Annotated in this window: 19 protein-coding genes and 1 other RNA gene; 13 read left to right on the top strand and 7 right to left on the bottom strand. The window is 61.7% G+C overall.

Features of this window, described 5'->3' with window-relative positions; translation table 11 throughout:
* Positions 1-164 precede the first annotated feature (164 nt).
* Both PZ897_RS15535 and PZ897_RS15530 read right to left on the bottom strand, forming a co-directional pair.
* Positions 165-689 (bottom strand): GNAT family N-acetyltransferase, encoded by a 525-nt coding sequence (locus PZ897_RS15535; RefSeq protein ID WP_275753419.1) that lies wholly within the window; start codon positions 687-689, stop codon positions 165-167.
* A gap of 76 nt (positions 690-765) precedes the next feature.
* The gene (locus tag PZ897_RS15530; RefSeq protein WP_275753418.1) at positions 766-1,623 is read right to left on the bottom strand and encodes a GH25 family lysozyme; all 858 of its coding nucleotides are present in this window, start codon (positions 1,621-1,623) and stop codon (positions 766-768) included.
* Positions 1,624-2,008: 385 nt separating this feature from the next.
* On the opposite strand from PZ897_RS15530, the gene PZ897_RS15525 reads away from it, so the two are divergent.
* Entirely contained in the window at positions 2,009-3,556 is a 1,548-nt protein-coding gene (locus PZ897_RS15525; protein ID WP_275753417.1) for an EAL domain-containing protein, read from the top strand.
* A gap of 33 nt (positions 3,557-3,589) precedes the next feature.
* Here PZ897_RS15525 and PZ897_RS15520 read toward each other — a convergent pair whose 3' ends face one another.
* Entirely contained in the window at positions 3,590-7,222 is a 3,633-nt protein-coding gene (locus PZ897_RS15520) for a hydantoinase B/oxoprolinase family protein (RefSeq protein WP_275753416.1), read from the bottom strand.
* Between the two features lie 161 nt (positions 7,223-7,383).
* On the opposite strand from PZ897_RS15520, the gene PZ897_RS15515 reads away from it, so the two are divergent.
* From PZ897_RS15515 to PZ897_RS15505, 3 genes are all read left to right on the top strand, one after another.
* Positions 7,384-8,358, top strand: coding sequence for a TRAP transporter substrate-binding protein (locus tag PZ897_RS15515; protein WP_275753415.1), 975 nt, complete (start codon positions 7,384-7,386; stop codon positions 8,356-8,358).
* Positions 8,359-8,460: 102 nt separating this feature from the next.
* A complete protein-coding gene (locus PZ897_RS15510; protein WP_275753414.1) occupies positions 8,461-8,985 on the top strand; it encodes a TRAP transporter small permease in 525 nt (174 codons plus the stop codon).
* A 10-nt stretch (positions 8,986-8,995) separates the two neighbouring features.
* A complete protein-coding gene (locus tag PZ897_RS15505; protein ID WP_275753413.1) occupies positions 8,996-10,297 on the top strand; it encodes a TRAP transporter large permease subunit in 1,302 nt (433 codons plus the stop codon).
* A gap of 4 nt (positions 10,298-10,301) precedes the next feature.
* Here the strand turns inward: PZ897_RS15505 and PZ897_RS15500 are convergent, their stop codons facing one another.
* Together PZ897_RS15500 and PZ897_RS15495 are read right to left on the bottom strand one after the other, a co-directional pair.
* The gene (locus PZ897_RS15500) at positions 10,302-10,844 is read right to left on the bottom strand and encodes a winged helix DNA-binding protein (protein WP_275753412.1); all 543 of its coding nucleotides are present in this window, start codon (positions 10,842-10,844) and stop codon (positions 10,302-10,304) included.
* A gap of 241 nt (positions 10,845-11,085) precedes the next feature.
* Positions 11,086-12,024 (bottom strand): DMT family transporter, encoded by a 939-nt coding sequence (locus PZ897_RS15495; protein ID WP_275753411.1) that lies wholly within the window; start codon positions 12,022-12,024, stop codon positions 11,086-11,088.
* Between the two features lie 139 nt (positions 12,025-12,163).
* Here PZ897_RS15495 and PZ897_RS15490 point away from each other — a divergent pair, with 139 nt between their 5' ends.
* The 6 genes from PZ897_RS15490 to PZ897_RS15465 all read left to right on the top strand — a co-directional run bounded on the left by PZ897_RS15490 (position 12,164) and on the right by PZ897_RS15465 (position 16,227).
* On the top strand, positions 12,164-12,874 hold the full coding sequence (locus PZ897_RS15490; protein ID WP_275753410.1) for a DnaJ family molecular chaperone: 711 nt from the start codon (positions 12,164-12,166) through the stop codon (positions 12,872-12,874).
* Entirely contained in the window at positions 12,871-13,632 is a 762-nt protein-coding gene (locus PZ897_RS15485; protein WP_275753409.1) for an N-acetylmuramoyl-L-alanine amidase, read from the top strand. Before PZ897_RS15490 ends, PZ897_RS15485 begins: the two co-directional genes overlap by 4 nt.
* Before the next feature lie 245 nt (positions 13,633-13,877).
* Positions 13,878-14,390, top strand: a complete 513-nt coding sequence (locus PZ897_RS15480; protein WP_275753408.1) for a transglycosylase SLT domain-containing protein — start codon at positions 13,878-13,880, stop codon at positions 14,388-14,390.
* Positions 14,391-14,651: 261 nt separating this feature from the next.
* Positions 14,652-15,056: a RidA family protein gene (locus tag PZ897_RS15475; RefSeq protein WP_275753407.1), complete on the top strand. Its 405-nt coding sequence runs from the start codon at positions 14,652-14,654 to the stop codon at positions 15,054-15,056.
* Between the two features lie 62 nt (positions 15,057-15,118).
* An RNA gene (gene rnpB, locus PZ897_RS15470) (RNase P RNA component class A) lies at positions 15,119-15,558 on the top strand.
* Positions 15,559-15,753: 195 nt separating this feature from the next.
* Positions 15,754-16,227: a ferritin-like domain-containing protein gene (locus PZ897_RS15465; RefSeq protein ID WP_275753406.1), complete on the top strand. Its 474-nt coding sequence runs from the start codon at positions 15,754-15,756 to the stop codon at positions 16,225-16,227.
* Between the two features lie 108 nt (positions 16,228-16,335).
* Here PZ897_RS15465 and PZ897_RS15460 read toward each other — a convergent pair whose 3' ends face one another.
* On the bottom strand, positions 16,336-16,704 hold the full coding sequence (locus PZ897_RS15460) for a DUF427 domain-containing protein (RefSeq protein ID WP_275753405.1): 369 nt from the start codon (positions 16,702-16,704) through the stop codon (positions 16,336-16,338).
* Positions 16,705-17,011: 307 nt separating this feature from the next.
* Here PZ897_RS15460 and PZ897_RS15455 point away from each other — a divergent pair, with 307 nt between their 5' ends.
* On the top strand, positions 17,012-17,686 hold the full coding sequence (locus tag PZ897_RS15455; protein WP_275753404.1) for a 5-formyltetrahydrofolate cyclo-ligase: 675 nt from the start codon (positions 17,012-17,014) through the stop codon (positions 17,684-17,686).
* Positions 17,687-17,719: 33 nt separating this feature from the next.
* On the opposite strand, the gene PZ897_RS15450 is transcribed toward PZ897_RS15455, so the two are convergent.
* Entirely contained in the window at positions 17,720-18,376 is a 657-nt protein-coding gene (locus PZ897_RS15450) for a DUF1194 domain-containing protein (protein ID WP_275753403.1), read from the bottom strand.
* A 535-nt stretch (positions 18,377-18,911) separates the two neighbouring features.
* On the opposite strand from PZ897_RS15450, the gene PZ897_RS15445 reads away from it, so the two are divergent.
* Together PZ897_RS15445 and PZ897_RS15440 are read left to right on the top strand one after the other, a co-directional pair.
* Complete coding sequence (locus PZ897_RS15445) at positions 18,912-19,868, top strand: TAXI family TRAP transporter solute-binding subunit (RefSeq protein ID WP_275753402.1); 957 nt, start codon at positions 18,912-18,914, stop codon at positions 19,866-19,868.
* 95 nt (positions 19,869-19,963) lie between these two features.
* Complete coding sequence (locus PZ897_RS15440) at positions 19,964-21,721, top strand: TRAP transporter fused permease subunit (RefSeq protein WP_275753662.1); 1,758 nt, start codon at positions 19,964-19,966, stop codon at positions 21,719-21,721.
* Positions 21,722-22,407: the final 686 nt, after the last annotated feature.

Here is a 22,407-nt window from a genome sequence, read left to right as displayed (position 1 = left end):
CTTCAACTCCTGATCAGATGGCGAACTCACCCGAGATTTGTGGCGATGATGAGATGATGTGCGACCGGCTCCAGAACGGGTGGGGCTGGTACGCAATGATGCATGGGCAGGCGAGGGTGCTGCGAGCGCGGGAACCAGACTGCGCCAGTGGCTAAACCAGATCGTCACGGTGACCACAACGCCGGCTGAAGCCAGGGCTCGGGGAGGAGAAGCCTTCCCTCAGCCGGGGACGGGATCGAGCCCAAGCTGAGACTTTGCCAGGCATCGCGCCATTGTTCCGGCAACGGGTAGGGTGGGGCAACGCCGGTGCCGGTTTTAAAGCCGCTGCGGCGGTAATAGGCGGGATCACCGAGCACATAGACCTGGCTGATGCCGGCGGATCTGAGTTGCGTCAAGCCTTCACGGATCAACCCTGTGCCGATGCCCTGCCGCTGCCAGTCTGGCGCGACGGCGAGCGGCGCCAGCAACGCGGCGCTGGTGTCGCTGCCGGAAATGCCGCAGCTGGTGAACAGGATATGGCCGGCGAGTGCCGCCTCGGCTTCCGCGACCAGCGAGAGGATGCCCGAGTCTTGCCCGAGCAATTGCCGGACCAGCGGCAGCAGATCCTCATCCGGGAAAGCGGCGGAATAGAGACTGTCGAAGGCCGGGATATCGTTCGGCCGGCTTTGACGGATACGGAAGGCGGACATCGGCTGGCCTGTTTGCTGACGCGATCAAGTGGCGCCAGACTACCTGATCCAGCAGGATATCAAAGCCGGCGCCGGCTCACCTGGCGTATTTTTTCAGCCATTCGCGCCATTGCTGCTTGTTTCCCGCAAAGGCGTTGATGTCGGTGTCGCCCTTGATGCCGTTCATCATTCCGGTGCCGGTGTATTGCCAGAAGCTCCAGGGATGGTCGGGATAGATGTCCTGCGGATGGGCGGCGACTGACCTGAGCCAGAACTGGTGATCCTTGAAATGGCCATCCAGGTTTTCGCGGTGGAAATCGACCGGGGTGTAGATGATCGGCCGCTTGCCGTAATGGCGGCCGACGATCTCCATCCAGACCTTCATTTCCTCGCGCACGGTGTGTGGATCGGGGCGGCTTGTGCAGGTTTTTGACGCGTGGTTCCACTCGACATCGAGCACAGGCGGCATCTGCACCGATTGGCGCGGCACATTGGCGATGAACCAGGCTGCCTGTTCGCGGGCCGGGCGGCAGAAATAGTAGAAATGATAGGGCGCGTGGGCGATGCCGGCAGCGCGGGCGCCGCGCCAGTAGCTTTCAAATCTGCTGTCGGTGTGATCGCCGCCTTCGGTGGCCTTCATGAAAGCAAACGCAATGCCGGCCTTGCGGACCTCGGCCCAGTCAATATCGCCCTGCCACTTGGAAACATCGATGCCGTGGACCGGATAGCGGTCGGGATGGCGCTTGCCGAAATCAACCGGTTTTCTGTCGCCATAGCGACCGTTGCCGGGCGCTGGCAGCTTGGCGACATTGGGTGCGGCTGAGGTTGCGGCAGGCCGTTTGGAATTGCCAATCGGCTGCAGATCAGCTTCCAGACTGGAGGAACTGCACCCGCTCAGCGCGAGAAGGCCTGCTGCAAGCAGCGCGGATATGCGCCGACCTGCGCCGGTTGTCATATCCGAGCGCGCCGGCCTTGACCGTGTCCCGCATCCGGACATGGCAACATTTTTTACAAAGAGCGCCGAAGCGGTCTGGCGGAAGAGCATGGACGTGCCTTTTGGCGAAACAGTGTGCGGCATCAAGGCTCTACACAGTTGGACAATGCGTTTTGATCCCGCTGCAAAGCTGTGCCAGGCCGGGATGTCCTGCCTGTATAACGGCAAAAGCTTAAAAATTGAAAAACACGTTAAATCATATGTTTACCATAAAAATAGCCGGTCATTTTTTGTTAAAACGTTGCGGTCCATGGTGTTTGCGGGAACAGGAGTTTTTGGCATGATGCTGAATTCGTATGTGCCAAACGCATTCAGGCGATATGCAATCGCCGCTTTGGCAATCGCAATGACAACTCCGCTGGCGGCGATCGTCTTCGAGTTTGGTGTCGGTGCAGGCCTGGCGCAGGCAGGGCACGATTTTCTGGTCAGTCCCTTCGGCCTGGCTGCCATGGCCGCCCCTCTGGGAATTACCGGGCTGGTCGCCGGACTTGGATATCGGCACGACCGTTTGGCGCGACAGATCCGCAGCGAAAGGGCCGTCACCGAACAGCTCCGGCAAGCCGCCTATCACGACAGCCTGACCGGATTGCGCAACCGCCACGCGCTGGGCGAGGATGCCGAACGGATCCTGGCCTGCCAGACGGGAAAATCCGCCCCGTCGGCGCTGCTCCTGTTTGATCTCGACCGATTCAAATACATCAATGACACGATGGGTCATGCCGCGGGTGATCTGGTGCTCAAGTTTCTCGCCACGCGCCTGCAGGCTCGTTGTGGCGCCGGGCAGCGGATCTACCGGCTGGGGGGGGATGAGTTCGTCCTGTTCTGGGAGGGCGCGCCGGACAAGGCGTCGATCTCGGCCTTCTGTGAAGGACTGACCCATTGCGTGTTTCAGCCGGTTGAGAGCGATGCCGGGCCGATCGACACGGCGGGCAGCATCGGCATCGCCGTCAGGGACGGCGACACATCCACACTGTCGGAGCTGCTCAAGCGGGCCGATCTCGCGCTTTACCATGCCAAGACAAGGTCCAGGTCGAATTACAGCTTTTTCACTGCCACCATGGACTGCGATCAGCGCAAACGGCTTGAGATGGAATCGGCGATGCGGGAGGGCATTGCCAACGGCGCATTCCATCTCGACTACCAGCCGGTGGTCAAGGTTTCCACGCTCTCGGTGTCGGGGTTTTCCGGCCGCTTGCGCTGGACCCGCTGCGATGAGGGCGATCTGGCGCAGCAGGATTTTCTGCCGATGGCTGAAACCAGTGGCTTGATCGTGCCTCTGGGCAAGTGGATGCTGCAGCGCGCGCTGATTGACGCTGCGGGGTGGACGGAAAAGACGAGTGTCACCTTGCCGGTTTCTGCCGTTCAACTGCGTGATCCGGAATTCGCCTCGTCGGTGATTGACGCGCTGGATGCTGCGGGTTTCGAGCCCGGCCGGCTGGTGCTTGACGTGGCGCCTGATGCGGCCCCCGATGCGACCCGGGGCGAAGCCAATCCCGTGCTGGGTACGCTTGAGCGCCTGCGCGACAAGGGCGTGAAAATCTCGGTCAGTGAGTTTGCCGCCAGCATCGCCGGCCTGTCGATGGCGCGCGCCTTTCCGGTCGATCGCGTTCGTCTCGATCTTGGCGGCATCAAGACGATTGCCGGTGCGCAGCGCATGGAGCAGATGCTGACGCTGTTTCTGCAGCTTGCCTCGACGGTTGAAACGCCGGTTACCCTGACCGGCATCGACACGCAGGACGATCTGAAAAGCGCCTGTGCCGCAGGTGCGGACGAGGTGGAGGGCACGTTTGCCGGGACGAGATTTTGTCCGGCGCAGGCGTCAGAGTTTGCCGCTTGCGTGGACAGCGCGATCAGAACCGACCCGGAAGAGCTCGATCTGCGCAAGGCCGGCTGAGCGCCGGCCCCGCAGGTGCGGCTGATGCTGGCTTCAGGTCTTTCCGGCGCCGCCGGCCGTCGGCGTGGTCAAAATCACTGCCTCACCGGCTTCGAGGATGGTCTGGTCGCAGGCTTTGAGCGTTTCAATGCTGCCATCGCGGCGACGCACCTGGGTTTTTCCGACCTGGCCTTCACTGCCGCCGTCGATCCCGAGCGGGGGGCGGTTGCGGTGAGAGGACAGGATCGCCAGGTCCATCCGCTCGAGAAAGCGGATCGTCCGCTTCGTGCCGTCGCCAGCGCTGAACTTTCCGGCACCACCCGAGCCCGCGCGGATATGGAAGTCCTCAAGTTCGACGGGGAACCGCATTTCGAGGATTTCCGGGTCGGTGAGGCGGGAGTTGGTCATGTGGGTGTGCACGCCCGAGGTGCCGCCAAAACCGCGGCCGGAGTTCTCAAAGCCTGCGGGTGAACCCGAACAGATGGTCTCGTAATACTGATGCTTGTCATTGCCGAAGGTGAGGTTGTTCATCGTGCCCTGGCTGTTGGCCAGCGCTCCGAGCGCCCCGAAAATCGCATTGGTGACATGTTGCGAGGTCTCGACATTTCCGGCGACAACGGCGCGCGGATAGGCCGGTTTGAGCATCGATCCCTCGGGAATGATGATGCGGATCGGCCTGAGGCAGCCGGCGTTCATCGGGATCGGCTTTTCGACCATCACCCGGAAGCAGTACAGCACAGCGGCGCGGGCCACCGGCTCGGGCGCGTTGAAGTTGTTTGCCATGGCGTCCGACGTGCCGGTGAAGTCTATCGTCGCTTCGCGCTTTTCGCGGTCGACGGAGATCTTGACCCTGATCACCTGGCCGGTGTCGGTGGGATACTCGTACGCGCAGTCGGACAGGGTGGAGATCACCCGGGCGACACTTTCGGCCGCATTGTCCTGGACGTGGCCCATATAGGCTTCGACCACATCGAGCCCGAAATCGGCGACCATCTTTCTCAGATCGGCGACGCCCTTTTCGTTGGCGGCGATCTGGGCTTTCAAATCGGCGACATTCTGGATGACGTTGCGCACCGGGTAGGGGTGATCGGTCAGAATCCGGATCAGTTCCTTCTCGCGGAAATGCCCCCGTTCGACAATGCGGAAATTGTCGATCAGCACGCCTTCCTCATCGACCGTGGTGGCGAGCGGGGTCATTGATCCCGGGGCTGTGCCGCCGACATCTGCGTGATGGCCGCGCGACGCCGACCAGAACAGGATTTCGCTGCCGTCGTCAGAAAACACCGGGGTGACAACGGTGATGTCGGGCAGGTGAGTGCCGCCATTGTAGGGTGCGTTGAGCGCAAAGACGTCGCCGGGGTGGATGTCGCCTTGGTTTAACCGGATGATGGTTTCCACCGAACGGTCCATGGATCCCAGATGCACCGGCATGTGCGGCGCATTGGCAACCAGCGCACCAGTGCGGTCAAACACGGCGCAGGAGAAATCCAGCCGCTCCTTGATGTTGACCGAATAGGCGGTGTTCTGCAGCGTCACGCCCATTTGTTCGGCAATCGACATGAACAAATTGTTGAACACTTCGAGCATGATCGGGTCGGCCTGATCGGCGCCGATGGCCAGCGCTCGGTCGAGCTTCTGATACCGGGTCAGGACGACATGATCGAGGATGTTGACGCGGGCTTCCCAGCCGGGCTCGACCACAATGGTCTGGTTGGGTTCGATGATCAGCGCCGGGCCGGCAATCCGGTGACCGGGGCGGAGCCGGTCGCGACGCAGCACACAGGCGTCGCGCCACTCGCCGTTCGAGTAGATCGAGCGGGTTTCGCCGCCATCGGCGTCAAGCGTGGTCATCAGGTGTTCAGGCTCGGTGCGGCCATCCTTGCGGTCGTCGAGACCTTCCACCGAAATCGCCTCGATGATGACAGTCTTGTTGTCATAGACAAACCCGAACTGGGCCTTGTGGGCTTTTTCAAATTCAGCGCGGGCGGCGTCGAAATCGAAATCCGAAAATGCCACCGGGATTGTGGTGTCGGTGCCGTCATAGCGCAGTTGCAACAACGGCCGCCAGCTGATGGCGTCCTCGGGCACGCCCTGGGTTGTCAGTTCCTCGAAGACGCCTTTGCACAAGCTGTCGATCAGCAATTTGACGTCGAGGCGGCTGTCCTCGCCGAGCGGCTTGATGAGAGCTTGCTGGCGGCTGGCAAAGACACTGGCCATGCCGATGCCGTAGGCGGACAGGAGGCCGGAGAAGGGGTGGATCAGGATTGATTCCATGCCCAGCGCATCGGCCACCAGGCAGGCGTGCTGGCCGCCGGCGCCGCCAAAGCAGTTGAGCAGATAGCGGGTAACGTCATAGCCGCGCTGAACCGAGATCTTCTTGATGGCGTTGGCCATGTTTTCAACCGCGATGGTGACGAAACCCTCGGCTATCTCCTCGGCCGACTTGCCGGGATGGTTGCCGGCGAGGTCGGCGAAAGCCTGGCCCACCGCATCGGCGTCGAGCGGCTGGTCTTGTTCAGGGCCGAAGATGGCGGGGAAGAAATCGGGTTGCAGCTTGCCGAGCATGACATTGGCATCGGTCACGGTCAGCGGTCCGCCGCGGCGGTAGCAGGCGGGACCGGGATTGGCGCCGGCGGAATCGGGGCCGGCGCGGAAGCGGCCTTCATCAGCGTGCAGGATCGAACCGCCGCCAGCGGCCACAGTGTGGATGCGCATCATCGGCGCGCGAATGCGGACCCCGGCGACTTCGGTGTCGAAGGCGCGCTCGTAATCGCCATCATAATGGGCGACATCGGTGGACGTGCCGCCCATGTCGAAGCCTATGACCTTGTCGAACCCGGCCAGGGCGGCAGTTTCGACCATGCCGACAACGCCGCCGGCGGGGCCCGAGAGGATGGCGTCCTTGCCGCGGAACATGTCGGCCGCGGTCAGTCCGCCAGACGACATCATGAATTGCAATGTCGGACCCGGCTCGCCCGATGGCGTGGCGCCAAGTTCGCCCGCGACGCGATCGACATACCGCCGCAGGATCGGCGAGAGATAGGCGTCGACCACCGTGGTGTCGCCACGGCCGACCAGTTTGGCCAGCGGCGACACCTGGTGGCTGACCGAGATCTGGGCAAAGCCTGCGCGCTTGCATGCATCCTCGACGACGATTTCGTGGATCGGGTTCTGCCAGGAATGCATCAGCACAATGGCGACGGAATCGATGCCGTCGGCGCGGGCGCTGGCAAGCTCGGGCTCGAGCGCCTCAAGGTCGGGGCCGCGCACCGGCTTGCCGTCTGCCATGGTGCGCTCGTCGACCTCGATGACGCGCTCATAGAGCTGTTCGGGGAGGATGATTTCCTTGGCAAAGATGTCGGGTCGCGCCTGATAGGCTATTCGCAGCGCATCGCGAAACCCCCTGGTGATCACCAACAGCGTGCGGTCGCCCTTGCGCTCCAGCAGCGCATTGGTGGCAACCGTGGTGCCCATCTTGACGTGGCCGACACGCGCGGCCGGAATCGGCGCGCCCTGATCGACCTTGAGCAGGTCGCGGATGCCCTGAATGGCGGCGTCGGGGTAGGCTTCGGGGTTTTCCGACAACAATTTGCGCTGGTGCAGCGTGCCATCGGGAGCGCGGCCGATGATGTCGGTGAATGTGCCGCCGCGGTCGATCCAGAAATCCCAAAACTCGGTGGTCGCCATCGGTGTCTCCCTGCGGACAAAACTGCCAAACAAATATTTAGGTTGATCTTCTCACAAAACGTTGACAAATTGTCAACGTAACTTTTACACCAAGTTGGCTGGCAGGCGGCAGGGCCCATCGATAAGGGCCCGCCCTGCATCTCAGCCGGAGGAGAACCAACATGAAGTATAATTTTGCCCTGACAGTCGCCGCAGGCATGCTGGCCGCTACACTTTCCACTGCTGCACAGTCTGCTGAATGGGATATGCCGACTCCGTATCCGGATGCGACATTCCACACGGTCAACATCAATCAGTTTGCCGAGGACATCAAGACCGCAACCGATGGCGGCCTGACCATCACGGTTCATTCCGCCGGTTCATTGATCAAGCATGGCGAGATCAAGAATGCCGTGCGGGGCGGCCAGGTGCAGATTGGCGAATTCTTCCTGTCCCTGCTGACCAATGAAGATGCCGCCTACGGGCTTGATTCCCAGCCGTTCCTGGCCACCAGCTATGACGAGGCGGCAAGGCTGTGGGAAGCACAGAAGCCGGTGATCACCGAGCTGCTGGCCAGGCAGAAGCTGGTGCCGCTCTATGCGGTTCCATGGCCGCCGCAGGGGCTTTACACCAACACCGAAATCAAGACCGTTGATGATCTGAAGGGTCTGAAGTTCCGCTCCTACAACGCCGCACTGGAAAAGTTTGCGAGCCTGGCGGGCGCCGCACCCACCCAGGTTGAAGTGCCCGACATCCCGCAGGCATTCTCGACCGGTCAGGTGGAGGCGATGATCACCTCGCCCTCGACCGGCGCCAATGGCAAGGCCTGGGACTATGTCTCGCACTATACGCCGATCAATGCCTGGGTTCCGAAGAATATCGTCGTCGTCAACAAGGCCGCCTTTGACGGACTTGATGAGGCAACGCGGGCTGCGGTTCTCGAAGCAGCCGCTGCTGCTGAACAGCGTGGCCTGGAAATGAGCATGAAGGAGACCGACGCGCAGACCGCAGTTCTCAAGGAAAACGGCATGACGGTGGTCGAGCCGAGCGCCGAGCTTCTGGAAGGTCTGATGAAAATCGGCGGGCAGATGCAGGCTGAATGGCAGCAAAGCGCTTCCGAGCAGGCCAAGGCAATTGTCGCCGATTACGCCAACTGATTGACGGTTGACGGTTGACGGTTGGCGGTTGGCGGGTTGCCCGCCAGCCGTCGCTGTGCACATGTAGCGGAGGCTTACGGGGCGCGTCAGCGGGAGGGGAATGTGCGAAAGCTACTTGATGGTGTTTACACCGGCAGCGGGCTGCTCTCTGCAGGGCTGATCGCAGCAATCTGCCTGCTGGTTACCGCCCAGGTCTTGCTCAACCTGATCACCAAGTATGGTCCCTTCGCGTTCAACATGACCATCCCGTCTTACGCGGATTTTGCCGGCTACATGCTGGCGGCGTCGACGTTTCTGGCGCTGGCCTACACGCTGATGCGCGGCGGCCATATCCGGGTGACGATGATACTGAACACGGTTCCGTCGGCATGGCGGCTGCTGGCTGAGCTGTTTTGCCTTGCCGTTTGCGCCGCGGTTGCCGGGCTCGCCAGCTTCTACATGTACCGGCTGGTTCACGAATCCTGGGAGTTTGGCGACATGTCGTCAGGCATCATCGCCATCCCGCTGTTCATTCCCCAATCTGCGGTCCTCGCCGGGCTGGTGATCCTGACCATGGCGCTTGTCGATCTGACGGTTCAGACCGCCCGTGCCGGCCGGCCGGTCATCGAACAGATGAACACCGAATGAGGCCGGACTGATGTCAGACATGGTTGCGATCTTCATTCTGTTTGCGACGCTGCTGCTGCTGCTTGGCGCTGGTGTCTGGGTGGCGTTCGCGCTGATCGTGACGGGGGCGTTGGGCATGGTGATGCTGTCCGGTGCGCCGATCGGGCCCATTCTCGCCACCACCTTGTGGGGACACAGCACATCCTGGGCGCTGGCTGCCTTGCCGATGTTCATCCTGATGGGCGAGATCCTGCTGCGTTCGCGGCTGTCGCAGGACATGTTTACCGGCCTGTCGCCCTGGCTCCGGCGGCTGCCGGGACGGCTGCTGCATGTCAATGTTTTCGGCTGCGCGATCTTTGCCGCGGTGTCGGGATCCTCGGCAGCGACGGCTGCGACCATCGGCAAGATGTCGGTTCCTGAACTGAGCGAGCGGGGCTATCCCACGGACATGGTGCTCGGCACCCTGGCCGGGTCGGCGACGCTCGGGCTGCTGATCCCGCCCAGCATCATTTTGATTGTCTATGGCGTCGCCACCGAACAGTCCATTGCCAGGCTCTTCGTGGCGGGCATCGTGCCGGGGCTGATGCTGGTGGCGATGTTTTCCGCCTATGTCATAGCCTATGCGCTGGTGTTTCCATCGCGCATTCCCGGTGACGACGAAAGCATGCCGCTGATGGCCAAGATCCGGGCATCGGGACGGCTGGTTCCGGTGCTGGCGCTGATCGCCGGGGTGATCGGATCGATCTATCTCGGAATCGCCTCGCCAACCGATGCCGCGGCGGTCGGGGTGGTGCTGTCGGTCGTGCTCGCCTGGGTCAACGGGTCCTTGTCGTGGCGCATGCTGCGGGAAAGCCTGATGGGCGCCACCATCACCTCCTGCATGATCGCCTTCATCCTCGTTGGCGCTGCCTTCCTGTCGGTGTCGATGGGGTTCACCGGTATCCCGCGAAATCTGGCGGCCTGGATTGCCGGCATGGGATTGTCGCCCTATGCTTTGCTGGCGGCGCTGACCTTGCTGTTTATCCTGCTTGGGTGCGTCCTCGACGGCATTTCCGTGGTGGTGCTGACCACTTCGATCATCATGCCGATGATCCTGGAAGCCGGCATCGACCCGTTGTGGTTCGGCATCTATCTGGTGATCGTGGTCGAGATGTCGCAGATCACCCCGCCCGTGGGTTTCAACCTGTTCGTCATTCAGGGCCTGACCGGGTTCGACATCCTGCGCATCGCCAAGGCGGCGCTGCCGTTCTTCCTGCTGCTGCTGCTGTCGGTGGCGCTGATCACGATTTTTCCCGGCCTTGCCACCTATCTGCCGTCGCTGATGGGCAATTGACGCGCTATAGCGAACTGGCGGCGCGGGACGCCTGATCGTAAAGGCCGGACAGGGTGCGCAGCACGGTTGCGGTCTCGCGCAGATCCTTGGGCATGTTTTCAATGTGCTTGAGGTTGTCGACCAGGCACTGTTCGCGCACTTCGCGGTATTTGATGCACAGGGCTTCACCTTCGGCGGTGACGCTGTAGAACAGTTCCTTGCCGACCTTGTTGCCGTATACGAGTTTGGCTTTTTGCAGCTTTTTCAGGGCGTAATTGACAGTATGGGTGTCTTCGATGTTGAGCTGGAAACAGATGTCGGACAGCCGTTTCTTGCGGCTGCGGTGATTGATGTGGTGCAGAACCAGAATCTCCAGCGTGGTCAGGCCGCTGTAGCCGGCAGCAACCATGCAGCGGCCCACCCAGCGGGCAAAGCCATTGTAGGCAAGGATCAGACCGTACTCGAATTCGGAGGACTGCCAGCCTTCCTCGGTTGCCAGGTGACGGGATGAGACAATCATGTCCTGAGGTTTTGTCGAGGTCGCCTGAGGAGGTTTCTGTTCAGTCATGGCCGTTACCTATTCATTTCGCCGGGATTTCACAGACAAAACATAAGCGATAACCGGGTCTTTTGCGACAGGATAAATCAGCGCGCCAGAGTGAGGCCTGCCTCACAGGTCGCAAGGCTGCGGTGCCGGCCATCTCCCGCCCTTGACCATTGATGCCACTCTTTGCAGAACAGGGCCCATGGTTTCGCGGCCGTGCCTGCAGCGTCGCCGATCGTTTCCTTCCTTCCAAGCGGCGTTGTCTTCAGCCGACCTTGGCCTTGCGCCCGCACCAGACCACGAAGCCGACGGCGACGGCGAAACCGAGCGTGACCGCAGTGATGGTTTCGCCCAGCATCAGCGCTGAAAGACCGAGTGTGACAAAGCTTTGCAGCAGTTGCACCTGCCCGACGCGGGCGATGCCGCCAATCGCCATGCCCCAGTTCCAGAAGATGAAGCCGGCGAACATCGAGCCGAGCCCCAGATAGGCAAGCGCAACCACCGCATAGGCATCGGGGGCGCGGATACCGGTCTCCCAGGTCCAGAGCGTGCCGGCGAGCGACAGCGGCGCGGTGACAACCAGCGCCCAACTGATGACTTCCCAGCCTGGACGGGTGCGGGAGAGCTTGCCGGAGATGACATAGCCACAGGCAGCCGAAAGGGCCGCGCAGCCCAGCCAGACATCGCCGATGCCAGGTTCGATGTCGGCGCCCGACAGCGAGAAGACGATCACCAGCGCAGCCCCGGCGGCGCTCCAGGTCCAGAATGCCAGGCCGGGGCGCTCGCCGCCGAACAGGGCGGCAAAACAGGCGGTCATCAGGGGCAACACGCCCAGCACAACGCCGCCATGGGAGGCGGGGACGGTCTGCATGGCGACGCTGGAGAAACCGGGAAAACCGTAGACCAGCAGGATGCCCGCAGCGAGCAGCGAAAGCGTGTGCTTGCGCGGAAACGGCCTGGAGAGCAGATACAACGTCGCGCCTGCGACCAGGGCGGCGATGGCGGCACGGCCACAGGTGATGAAGGCCGGTGAAAAACCTTCCAGTGCGATCCGGGTGAAAGGCAATGTCGCGCCGAAAAACAGCACGCCGATGAACCCGAGCGCCAATCCGGCGAGCGGGTGCGCTGGCGCAGGCGGGGAGGGAGCACAGGGCCGGGCAGCATCTGCCGTGCCCGGCCTGACTGGGGGGAGCGTGTCGGACATCCCACCTCCATAGCGGGACAAGATCGGCGCGGCCAACGAAATCCGATGATGGATGAGATCGTTAAAGATGATGGATGGGCAAGAAATTGTGCACTGCGCCATACTCGATTTTCCCAACCAAATCGCGTAAGAACAAATCATGTCTATGTTCAGCCGCCTGTTTGAAGCCATTGGCGAAACCGCCGCCACCGCCTTTTCAGGCGTTGTCGAAGCCGTGCGCACGGTGTTTGCGGGGGATCCCGAAACCCGGCGCCGAGTGGCGTTTTCGGTCGCAGTCATCGCCCTGTCAGCCAAGATGGCCAAGGCCGACGGCATTGTCGCGCCGGAAGAAGTCAGGGCCTTTCAGGAGATTTTTGCGTTTCCCGAGGCTGAAGCCGCCAATGTGGCGCGGCTTTACAATCTCGCCAAGCAGGATGTGGCCGGATATCAGGCCTACGCGCAGCGGGTTGCCGGGATGTGCGGTTCGGGCGATGCCAATTGCGCGATGCTAGAAGATGTTCTCGACGGGCTGTTTCACATCGCCAAGGCGGACGGGGTCATTCACGACAAGGAGCTCGAATTTATCGCCAATGTGGCCGATATCTTCAAAGTCGACGAGGCGCATTTCAACCAGATCATGGCGCGGCATGTGCATCCGAACGGCCTCAACCCTTATGCCGTGCTTGGATTGCCGGAATCTGTCTCCTTTGACGAGGCGAAGAAGCGTTACAGGACGCTTGCGTCCGAAAACCATCCTGACCGGTTGCGTGCCCGCGGCGTGCCTGATGAATTTCTCAGCATCGCCAACGACCGGATGGCTACGCTCAATGATGCCTTTGCGTTGATCGAGAAAGCGCGTGCGGCTGCATGAGTGCGTTTGAACCTGACTTTGCCGCCGCCCGCGTCTGCCCGTCACCCAATCACGGCGACCGCAAGCAGGGGCGCTCGCCCGACATGCTGATCCTGCATTATACCGGGATGCCGACAGCGCAAGCGGCACTGGACTGGCTCTGCACCGAGGAAAGCCACGTTTCTTCACATTATTTCATCGATGAGGCCGGGGTGATCACCCAACTGGTTCCCGAGGCGCGGCGGGCCTGGCATGCGGGACAAAGCACCTGGAAGGGCGAGACCGACATCAATTCGGCCTCGATCGGTATCGAAATTGCCAATCCGGGGCATGGGGCAGGCTCACCCCCCTTCCCGGATGTGCAAATCAAGTCGGTGATCGCATTGTGCCGCGACATCATCGCACGCAATGCCATCGCTGCCGAGCGGGTGCTGGGCCATTCTGATATTGCGCCGATGCGCAAGCAGGATCCGGGCGAAGTGTTTCCATGGAACCGGCTGCATGCCGAGGGCATCGGCCATTGGGTCGAGCCGCTACCGGTTGGCGGTGGCCGGTTTTTCCAGGAAGGCGATGTCGGCCAGCCGGTCGAGGCGCTTCAGACGATGCTGGCGCTTTACGGCTACGATGTCGATGTTGACGGCTCCTTCAGCACCCAGATGACCGCGACCATCAGCGCGTTTCAGCGCCATTTCCGGCCCGAACGGGTGGATGGCATTGCCGATGCCTCTACCATCGGCACCCTGCACAAACTGCTCTCCGCCTTGCCCACCGTCGCCTGACGCTCGACGATCGCCCGGAGTTAAATGTTACAGGTTGAAACGCAAGTTTATTGCGATGCAGCATTTTTTTGTTGCCGAACCATAAATACGCCCGTGTTTGCCCCAATTGAGAACGCTCCAACGCACGGATCGCGCACCGGCCTCAGGCCACATGCGGGTCCAGGCTGACAAGAAACGCGCCAAGGGTGTGCCCCATTTGCCGCCAGAGAGCGGGTGGGCAAGGCGCCATCGGAGTTTATCACACTATGCGTCTAGTACTTTCGGCTGCTGCTGCGGCCCTGTTTTCCTTTGCTCTGTCGGGCTGCGAAACCACCGCCACATCCGGCGAGATCACCGGTTCGATCTCCAAAAGCAGCATCAAGGGGTCCGAACTGACCTTCGGCTATTCATCCCGTCCGCACGGCAAGTTGATATCCCAATACGCCAAGACCCATGGGGTTCCGGAATCTCTGGCTCATGCGGTGATTTCAGTCGAAAGCAATTACCGGGCTAATGCGCGCGGATCGGCAGGCGAGGTCGGGCTGATGCAGATCAAGCCGGCGACGGCACGGATGATGGGCTACAGGGGCACGACCAAGGGGCTGTATAATCCGGAAACGAATATCAAGTTCGGCATGAAGTATCTGGCCAAGGCGCACCAGCTGGGCGGCGGCACCACCTGCGGCACGATCCTCAAATACAATGCCGGACATGGCGCCAAGCGGATGAATCCGGTCTCGAAGCGCTATTGCGGCAAGGTGGCAAAGTTGATGAAGTAAGCGCGAGGCGAGCCGCGTTTATCATCCTTGTGAGTTGTAAACGCCGTCGGCGGAAAAAGGTTCCCGAATAACTAAAACAGTTTGCGGCCGTCGATCAGGCGGCCGTTCTGGTTGCTCCGCCGCCGTGGGCGGCTGCTGTGCGAGCGCACGAAGCCGTTTGGTCAATTGGCGCGTCTGTGTGATCATGGCACCGGACGAGAATGTCACGCCTCCAGATCAAGGCAATCCAATTGCATGCGGCGGGCAAAGCGGAGCAGTGCGATGGCCTATGACCGTGAACTGATTTCCAACGGCAACCCGATGGAAGCGATCGTCGGCTTCAGTCGCGCCGTACGGGTGGGTCCGTATCTGTCCATCGGCGGCACGGCGCCGGTCGGAACCGATGGCAAGACCGTGGGTCTCGGCGATGTCGCAGCCCAGACCAGACAGTGCCTCGAAATCATCAAGGCAGCACTGGAGGCCGCCGGGTCGGGACTGCACGATGTGGTGCGGACACGGGTGATCCTGACCGACATCGACAACTGGAAAGCCGCCATTGATGTCCGCAAGGACTATTTTCGCGATATCCGGCCGGTCGATACCATCATGGCGGTTGACCGCTTCGTCAATCCGGAGTGGCTGGTGGAAATCGAAGCTGATGCGGTGATCGCGGGCTGGGATGGCTAGCTCCATCCGGGCTTGCGGCATTTTTCTGGTCATCGCCGCCAGCATGGTCTAAGGAGAGCGCGCCAGTCGGCCGGGCAGCCGCGCCTTGCAGCGTCGAAAGACAGCAGGGTGAGGAAAGTCCGGGCTCCACGGATAAACGGTGCCGGATAACGTCCGGCGGGGGCGACCCCAGGGAAAGTGCCACAGAAAGCAAACCGCCCCGCCTTCTGATTGCCGGCGCCTGAGTGTCAGGTTTGGCCGGCGATGAGATGGCGGGGTAAGGGTGAAAGGGTGGGGTAAGAGCCCACCGCGCGACCGGTAACGGAAGCGGCACGGTAAACCCCACCGGGAGCAAGACCGAATAGGGATGACGCAGGGCGCAAGCCCGACCCTTTTTCCGGGGTTGATCATCCGGGTAGGTTGCTTGAGGTGCGCGGCAACGCGTATCCCAGAGGAATGGCTGCCACGTTTTCGCCGTCAGGCGGAGGCCATACAGAACCCGGCTTACAGGCCGGCTGGCACCTTTTTGTTCATGACCGGGTGGCGTCTCAAGGTCGCTCTGGTTCACTGCCGGGGCGGCGGTCTTCGAGGCCGCGTCTGGGCTCTGCCTTCGGGGAACCAATCACCATCAGCTTCGTTGTGCGCCAGACGGGAGCCATCCTGTCTGACCAGACCCAGGTCATTCCACGCGAAAACATTCGTTTGAAAGGAAGCCGCCATGAAGACCCTGTCCGATGCTTTTGAACACACTCTGCAAGACATCTACTACGCCGAAAATGCGCTGGTCAAAGCGCTCCCCAAGGTTCAGCAGGCCGCCAATGGCAAGAAACTGAAGGATGCGATTGGTGAACATCTCGAAGAAACCAAGGGGCAGGTGAAGACGCTTGAAAAGGTCTTCAAGTCCATCGGCAAGAAAGCCTCTGGCGAAAAATGCGATGCCATCGAAGGCCTGATCAAGGAAACCGAGAGCATCATCGAAGACGCAACCGGTGTTGCCAAGAACGCCGCCCTGATCGCCGCCGCCCAGGCGGTAGAGCATTACGAGATCGCCCGTTACGGCACCTTGCGTGAATGGGCCAAGGTCCTCGGCCACTCGGAAGCGCATGACCTGCTTACCGCCATTCTTGATGAGGAAAAGGCCGCCAACAGCAAGCTGACCAACCTCGCGGTCTCCTCCGTCAACGCGGAATAGAGCCAGGCGAAACCTATCGGAGGTCACCCAATCCGGGGCGGGAGGGGCGGTTCGGCGCCGCCCTTCCTGTCCGTCGCTCTGATGGCTGGGTGACCATCGTCTGTGAGATCAATCACCTTCGGTGATCTGGACCTTGTCCGGCCAAAAGGCAATGTGCCCGGCGAGCTGCTCTGCACCATCCAATGGCCTGTCATAGCTCCAGGCAATTTCTGCGCCGTTGTATGCGAGGTAACTTGCATCGCCTTTCAGGGGGCAGTGGCTGGTCTTGTCGAGTGGCGCGAGAGCCGCGACGATGTCCGATGCGGGAACATAGATTGCGGGGTCATAAAGCGATTTCCCCAGTTCCAGAACACGCAGTGCGTTGCGGGTTTGTGCGATCAAGACACCGTCACCAAAAATCCGGACCATCCGCTTCACCGGTTTGATGACCATGAGATGATCGGGATTTGCCGGGTTGCGAATGGCGCCTTCCAGCAAGGGGAAGCTGTTGGCCGCGGTGGCTGAAGTTTGCATTGTCTCACCCGTTTGTCATGCTCTACGGACGCCGCTTGTCAGCGTCGCCCTATCCTATCATCAAGCCTTGAGATTGGATATGGGAGGCCGCCTTTTTCAAGCTGCGCCCTGGTCTGTCTGAGATCGGCATGGTTGCGTCCTGACGACCGGCAAACAGCGTCGCCGCAGCCACAGGATGGGCTCCGCCAGGTTTGAGCGGCAGGTCGTGTGAGACGCAGCATGGCGCAATCAGACACGTGAAACTGTCCCTCAGAGGTGTTATATTCTTAGCATGAGCGATGAAGACGACGACGATTCAGGATCTCCGGTGTGTTTTGCGCACATGCTGGTCGACGGCCATGTCGTCGATCCGCAAACATGGAAAGACGTGTCGGTGTTTCGCAAGGCCGAGCGGACCCGTCTCTATGCGGCGCGGCAGAAACTGCCGCTTGAGGACCGCAGCGCCATTGCCGCGTCCATTGCCGCGCAGTTGTCCGGGATTTTGGACCCGCTGACCGGGCGCACCATTGCGGTGTATTGGCCGATCCGGGGCGAGCTCAATCTGCGGCCCTTCATGGTGGATGCCAGCCAGCGCGGCGCACGGATCTGTCTGCCGGTGGTGGTGGAGAAAAACCAGCCGGTGGAGTTTCACCTCTGGACACCGGACGGCGCCATGAAACGAGGCATCTGGAACATTCCGGTGCCGGCGAAGGCCGAAGCCGTGGAGCCGGACGTGGTGATCGTGCCGCTTCTGGGTGTGGATGAGAACGGCTACAGGCTCGGCAATGGCGGCGGCTATTACGACCGCACGCTGGCACGGCTGCCCGGCGATCTTCTCACCATCGGCGTCGGTCAGCCGTTCGCGCGAATGAAGACAATTTTTCCGATGCCCTGGGACATTGCGATGAAGATGGTGGTGCTGGGGGATGGAACCAGTTTCGAGACCGCGGCAGCGACCGGAGTCTAGGCCATTGGCCGAGGGACACGGGTCAGAAACGGTTCAATCAGCCGAGGCGAAATGGGCGCCGTTTATCTCGCGCAGCAGCTTGCGCTTCATGGCCCGCTCGTAGTCGCCGAAATCACTGGCGGTCTCGACGAAAGCGCCCGGTCCGCGGATCACATGTGCCCGGTAATAGGCTACCGGATCGGGCTCGGCGCCCTCGATGACGAGGCCGTTGACGGTGACATTGGAAAAATCGAAGTTGCGGTAGGCAAGCGGCGGCCCGAAGCCCTCGTTGTTGACGCCGTCGCCGGAGACGTCGATGACGCTGCGGCTGCAGTTCAGCGGCGCCTTGCGCAGCCGGGTGGCGGCATGGCCCAACGCATAACCCAGCGCCGTGGGGAATTCGCTGTGCACGCGTTGATGGGTCTCGATGCGGTCGGCGAAACCGGAAATGTCGTCGTCACTGGCCAGCAGTGCCCAGGGGGCAATATCCACCTGCTGGTCGCGCCCGCTCCATTCCAGAGCGATTGCCTGTATGCCTCCCGCCGCAGCAATCGAACGGCGCACCGACGGATCACGCAACGCATTTGCCAGACCACCGGTCTGCAGCGCGAATTCGTCCGCATCAACGCTCGATGACACGTCCAGAGCCAGCACCAGGGAAAGCCCGCAGACGGGCTGTGCCGCAACAGGCGAGGGCGCGCCTGCGGCCAAGGCAGACAGGCTGCCCGTGACAATGGTGAATATGGCTGCAATCCGGATGCTGTGCCCTCATTTCTTCCCTGATACATCCGCCGCCGGACGCGGGACGTGATGTTGCATCATCGTTCAAACCGGCCGGAAAGCCAAACCCTGAAGAAATCGCCGTGGTGAGACGCCGCCGGGAGCTTCCGGTTCAGACATCGGGCTGTTGACATGAAGAGGATGTGCGGATCGATTTCAATGCAGCGTTCCGGCGAATTGGGTTGAGTGGCGTGAGGCGTTCCGACACCTCTGCGCAAGGGCTGAAATCATGCGAAGGGACAATGGTTCCGTGGCCCTGTGTGCCGGCCGGGCCGGGTTTCGCCCTGTTCGTCAAGACGGCGCGCATTTGCCGCTGAAGACAGGTCCGGCCTGATCCGGGCCAGAGTCCGGCGCATGGCTGGCGGAAGAGGTCGAAAAAATGCAAATTGCGATTGGGCATTTTTCATGCGAAGACCGGGCTTCAGGATCGAGGTTCTGGATTCAATCGATGTTGGGAGAAAACAAGTTGAAAAATAACACTGCAATTCTGGCATTGGGCCTGTGCGCCAGCCTGGTCGCCTCGAGCGCGTTGGCTGAAACGCGCATCACCTACAAATCCGCGAAAACCGGATCGTCCTATTACCAGATGGGCGTTCAGCTGGCAGAAGCCATGAAGGCCGGAACCAATGGCGATATCATCGTCACGGTGGAAGAGAGTCAGGGCTCGGTGCAGAACGTGATGGAAGCCAAGGCCCGCGGCGGCGATTACGTGTTCACCACGCCACCGGCGCTGGTTGGCCTGGCGCAGGGCGGCAAGGCCATGTTCGAAGGCAAGGGCGACCCGAAGTTCGACGAGATCCGGGCGCTGTTTCCGATTCCGTCGCTGACCATGCATTTCGTCATGTCGGCTGACAGCGGCGTTACTGATTTTGCCGGCATGGAAGGCAAGACCATCCTCTTGGGCAAAGGCTCGTTCGGCGCCACCGAAGGCGAGAAGTACCTGCAGCTGTTCGGCCTTGAAGGCAAGGTCAACCTGGCGGAAGTCGAGCTCTCCAATGCGGTGCCGGCCCTCAAGAACGGCCAGATCGACGGCTTCGTCACCGCTGGCTCGTGGCCGGCTCCAAACGTCATTGAGGCTGCAGCTTCCACCGATGTGGTGGTGCTGTCGTTGAGCGATGATCAGATCGCCCAGTCGAAGCGGTCGAGATTGACGATACCGGCAGGCACCTATAGCGGCCAGACTGCCGACATCGCTACCACCTCGCTGCCGGTTGTGGCGTTCACCACCACGGCGATGAGCGATGATGCTGCCTACCAGCTGACCAAGACCTTCTGGGAAAGCAAGGCTGCCATGAGCGAAGATGCGCCCTGGTGGAAGGGTGTCGACACTGAGCTGATGGGGAACATCAGCACCAAGCTGCACCCCGGCGCCATTCGCTATTACAGCGAAGCCGGCATCGAGCTGACGCCCGAGCAGCAATAAGCCACTCGCAGCACTTCCCGGCCTGTGCGCCGGGGAGTGCTGGTTTGGACCTTTCACCATCCTCTTCAAAACCACCAGGAGCCAGCCGGATGCGAATGGCCATGATCGCCAGCGCCGCCGTTTTGGTGGCCTTTCATCTCGGGCTGATCTTCTGGGGCCTGGTGCCAAACCTGGTCAGCCGGCCGCTGCATCTGGCGCTGGCGCTGCCATGGATTTTCCTCTTTGCCGATGGCGGCAGGCAGGGCCGCTGGTCAGGCGCCGTGGTTTGCGCGCTTGGCATGGCTGCAAGCCTCTGGGTCGCCTGGCACCACGCTGCACTGGGCGACCAGTACGGGTTTCTCGAAGGCAATCTTCAGATCGGGATCGCAGTCATACTGCTCGTGGTGGTGCTGGAAGCCGCCCGCCGGGCGATCAGTTGGCCGCTGCCGCTGGTGGCGTTGCTGGCGCTTCTGTATGGGCTGCTCGGGCAATACATCCCCGGCGAGTTCGGCCATTCGGGCACGCCGCTGGCGAGTTTTCTCGGGACGCTGACCATCGCCGAAGGCGGCATATGGGGCAGCCTGGCTGGCGTGTCGGTCAGCGTCGTGGCGATCTTCGTGATCTTCGGCGCGGTGCTCAATGCCGGTGAGGCCGGGCAGGGGTTCATGAACATCGCCTCCGCTGCGGCCGGACGGCTCAAGGGCGGAGCTGCCAAGGTCTCGGTAATCTCGTCGGCGCTGTTTGGCTCGATCTCCGGCTCGGCCTCGGCCAATGTCGCCTCCACCGGCGCGATCACGCTGCCGGCGATGACCAGGCTCGGCTATCCCAGGCGGCTGGCGGCGGCGGTTGAAGCGGTGGCGTCGTCTGGCGGACAGATCATGCCGCCCCTGATGGGGGCTGGCGCCTTCGTCATGGTCGAGCTCACCGGCGTACCCTACACCGCCATCATGGCGGCGGCGGTGTTGCCGGCGCTGTTGTATTTCTTTGCCGTCTGGGTCGGCATCAACGCCTATGCCGGGCGCTACGAGCTGGCGGGCCTGGCCGAGGAAGACCGTCCGGGTTTGCGCGCCGTGATCATCACCTCGGCCTTCTTCGCTGTTCCCTTCGCCGTGCTGATGTGGGGCATGTTCGTCACCGGCATGACGCCACAATATGCTGCGAGCATGGCCATCCTGGTCGGCTTCGTGATGCTGTTTTTCCATGCCGATGGCCGTTTCGATTTCCGCCGCACATTGGACAGGCTTGAAAATGCCGTGACGGGCGCTGCGCGGCAGGTGTCGATGATCGCCGCCATCATCCTGTGCGCCTCGATCATCATCGGCGTGCTGTCGATCACCGGGCTTGGGGTCAAGATCACCTCGCTGATCCTGTCGGCTTCGGGCGGGCTGTTGTGGCCGTCGCTGCTGCTGACCGCACTTGCCTGCCTGGTGCTGGGCATGGAGGTGCCGACGACGGCGGCTTACGTCATCTGTGTGTCAGTGGCCGGTCCGGCGCTGACCAAACTGGGGCTGGAGCCGCTGCAGGCGCATTTGTTCGTGTTCTGGTTCGCCTTGCTGTCGACCATCACGCCGCCGGTCTGCGGCGCGGTGTTCATTGCCGCGGGCATGATCGGCGAAAACTGGCTCAAGGTGGCGGTGACCGCCATGAGCCTCGGCGTCGGGCTTTACATCATTCCGCTGACCATGGTCGCCAATCCGTCGATCATGCAAATTGCCACCGACCCGTTGCCGGCACTGGTGGCGCTGGCGCAGATCGGACTGGGGCTGGCGCTGATTTCCTACGCCCTGATCGGCGTGTTCAAGCCGCTGCCCCGCATCGGCCTCGGCGTTGCCGGCTTCGCGGTGCTGTTCGGGCCGGCGATCGTGATGGGCTGACGGAGCCGCAGCTATCGATGTGACGGGAGCATCTTGTCTGTCGCGGCTTATTCTGGTCGCTTGAGGTCCAACCCTGGGCTCACCTTTCCTGCTTGATGCCGAGCCGGGCAGCAATTTCGTGCTGCATCAGCCCGGTCTCCTTGGCTGGCCATTTGAGTCTGGATGCCCGCTCGCCGGTTGCTGGCGTGTGGCGGCGCGTGGTCCTGTCGCCGCGATCGCCGCGCGCCATCTGGAACTGGTCAGCAACATCTGCACTTTCTGCGCTCCGGGGGCGCCTCGATAGTCGCTGCAGCATCCCGCACGACGCGCTCTCTCGGTGGCGCTCGGAATGAGCGGCAGCCGAACAGAACCGTTCGGTCCGATTGGGCTGGCATCGCCCCGTCCGGCACGCCGGGGGGCTATCTTTCTCGGTCTCCCCTCACGCTCTGTCCCCCATGCCTAACCCTTCGTTAATCATAACGGGATATTTTTGACCCCTAACTCACGGTCGAGATGGGGAGCGGATCCCATTGACGCCCATGGTGGCCCATGTTATCCCAAAAGCCCAAGATCAGCAGGCGGGCATCCGCCGTTTCAACCAAATCCGGACTGCGGTTGCCGCGAGGTGCCGCTCAGGCGGCTTTCGCCGCCCAGAGGCCTGTTTGGTGATGAAGCGGAGCCACAGCGAGGGGTCGATGGCGTGGGGC

It is taken from the genome of Hoeflea sp. YIM 152468 (genome assembly GCF_029210485.1).
GTDB lineage: Bacteria > Pseudomonadota > Alphaproteobacteria > Rhizobiales > Rhizobiaceae > Hoeflea.
Note: the sequence above shows the minus strand (reverse complement) of the source record. Positions and strands in the feature narration are given on the sequence as shown.

What these genes read in the sequence shown, in the direction of transcription:
- PZ897_RS15520 (WP_275753416.1), bottom strand. Translation starts at nt 7,222, where the DNA reads ATGGCGACCACCGAGTTTTGGGATTTCTGGATCGACCGCGGCGGCACA.
- PZ897_RS15535 (WP_275753419.1), bottom strand. Translation starts at nt 689, where the DNA reads ATGTCCGCCTTCCGTATCCGTCAAAGCCGGCCGAACGATATCCCGGCC.
- PZ897_RS15480 (WP_275753408.1), top strand. Translation starts at nt 13,878, where the DNA reads ATGCGTCTAGTACTTTCGGCTGCTGCTGCGGCCCTGTTTTCCTTTGCT.
- PZ897_RS15475 (WP_275753407.1), top strand. Translation starts at nt 14,652, where the DNA reads ATGGCCTATGACCGTGAACTGATTTCCAACGGCAACCCGATGGAAGCG.
- PZ897_RS15455 (WP_275753404.1), top strand. Translation starts at nt 17,012, where the DNA reads ATGAGCGATGAAGACGACGACGATTCAGGATCTCCGGTGTGTTTTGCG.
- PZ897_RS15485 (WP_275753409.1), top strand. Translation starts at nt 12,871, where the DNA reads ATGAGTGCGTTTGAACCTGACTTTGCCGCCGCCCGCGTCTGCCCGTCA.
- PZ897_RS15530 (WP_275753418.1), bottom strand. Translation starts at nt 1,623, where the DNA reads ATGACAACCGGCGCAGGTCGGCGCATATCCGCGCTGCTTGCAGCAGGC.
- PZ897_RS15505 (WP_275753413.1), top strand. Translation starts at nt 8,996, where the DNA reads ATGTCAGACATGGTTGCGATCTTCATTCTGTTTGCGACGCTGCTGCTG.
- PZ897_RS15490 (WP_275753410.1), top strand. Translation starts at nt 12,164, where the DNA reads ATGTCTATGTTCAGCCGCCTGTTTGAAGCCATTGGCGAAACCGCCGCC.
- PZ897_RS15465 (WP_275753406.1), top strand. Translation starts at nt 15,754, where the DNA reads ATGAAGACCCTGTCCGATGCTTTTGAACACACTCTGCAAGACATCTAC.
- PZ897_RS15515 (WP_275753415.1), top strand. Translation starts at nt 7,384, where the DNA reads ATGAAGTATAATTTTGCCCTGACAGTCGCCGCAGGCATGCTGGCCGCT.
- PZ897_RS15440 (WP_275753662.1), top strand. Translation starts at nt 19,964, where the DNA reads ATGGCCATGATCGCCAGCGCCGCCGTTTTGGTGGCCTTTCATCTCGGG.
- PZ897_RS15500 (WP_275753412.1), bottom strand. Translation starts at nt 10,844, where the DNA reads ATGACTGAACAGAAACCTCCTCAGGCGACCTCGACAAAACCTCAGGAC.
- PZ897_RS15495 (WP_275753411.1), bottom strand. Translation starts at nt 12,024, where the DNA reads ATGTCCGACACGCTCCCCCCAGTCAGGCCGGGCACGGCAGATGCTGCC.
- PZ897_RS15525 (WP_275753417.1), top strand. Translation starts at nt 2,009, where the DNA reads ATGACAACTCCGCTGGCGGCGATCGTCTTCGAGTTTGGTGTCGGTGCA.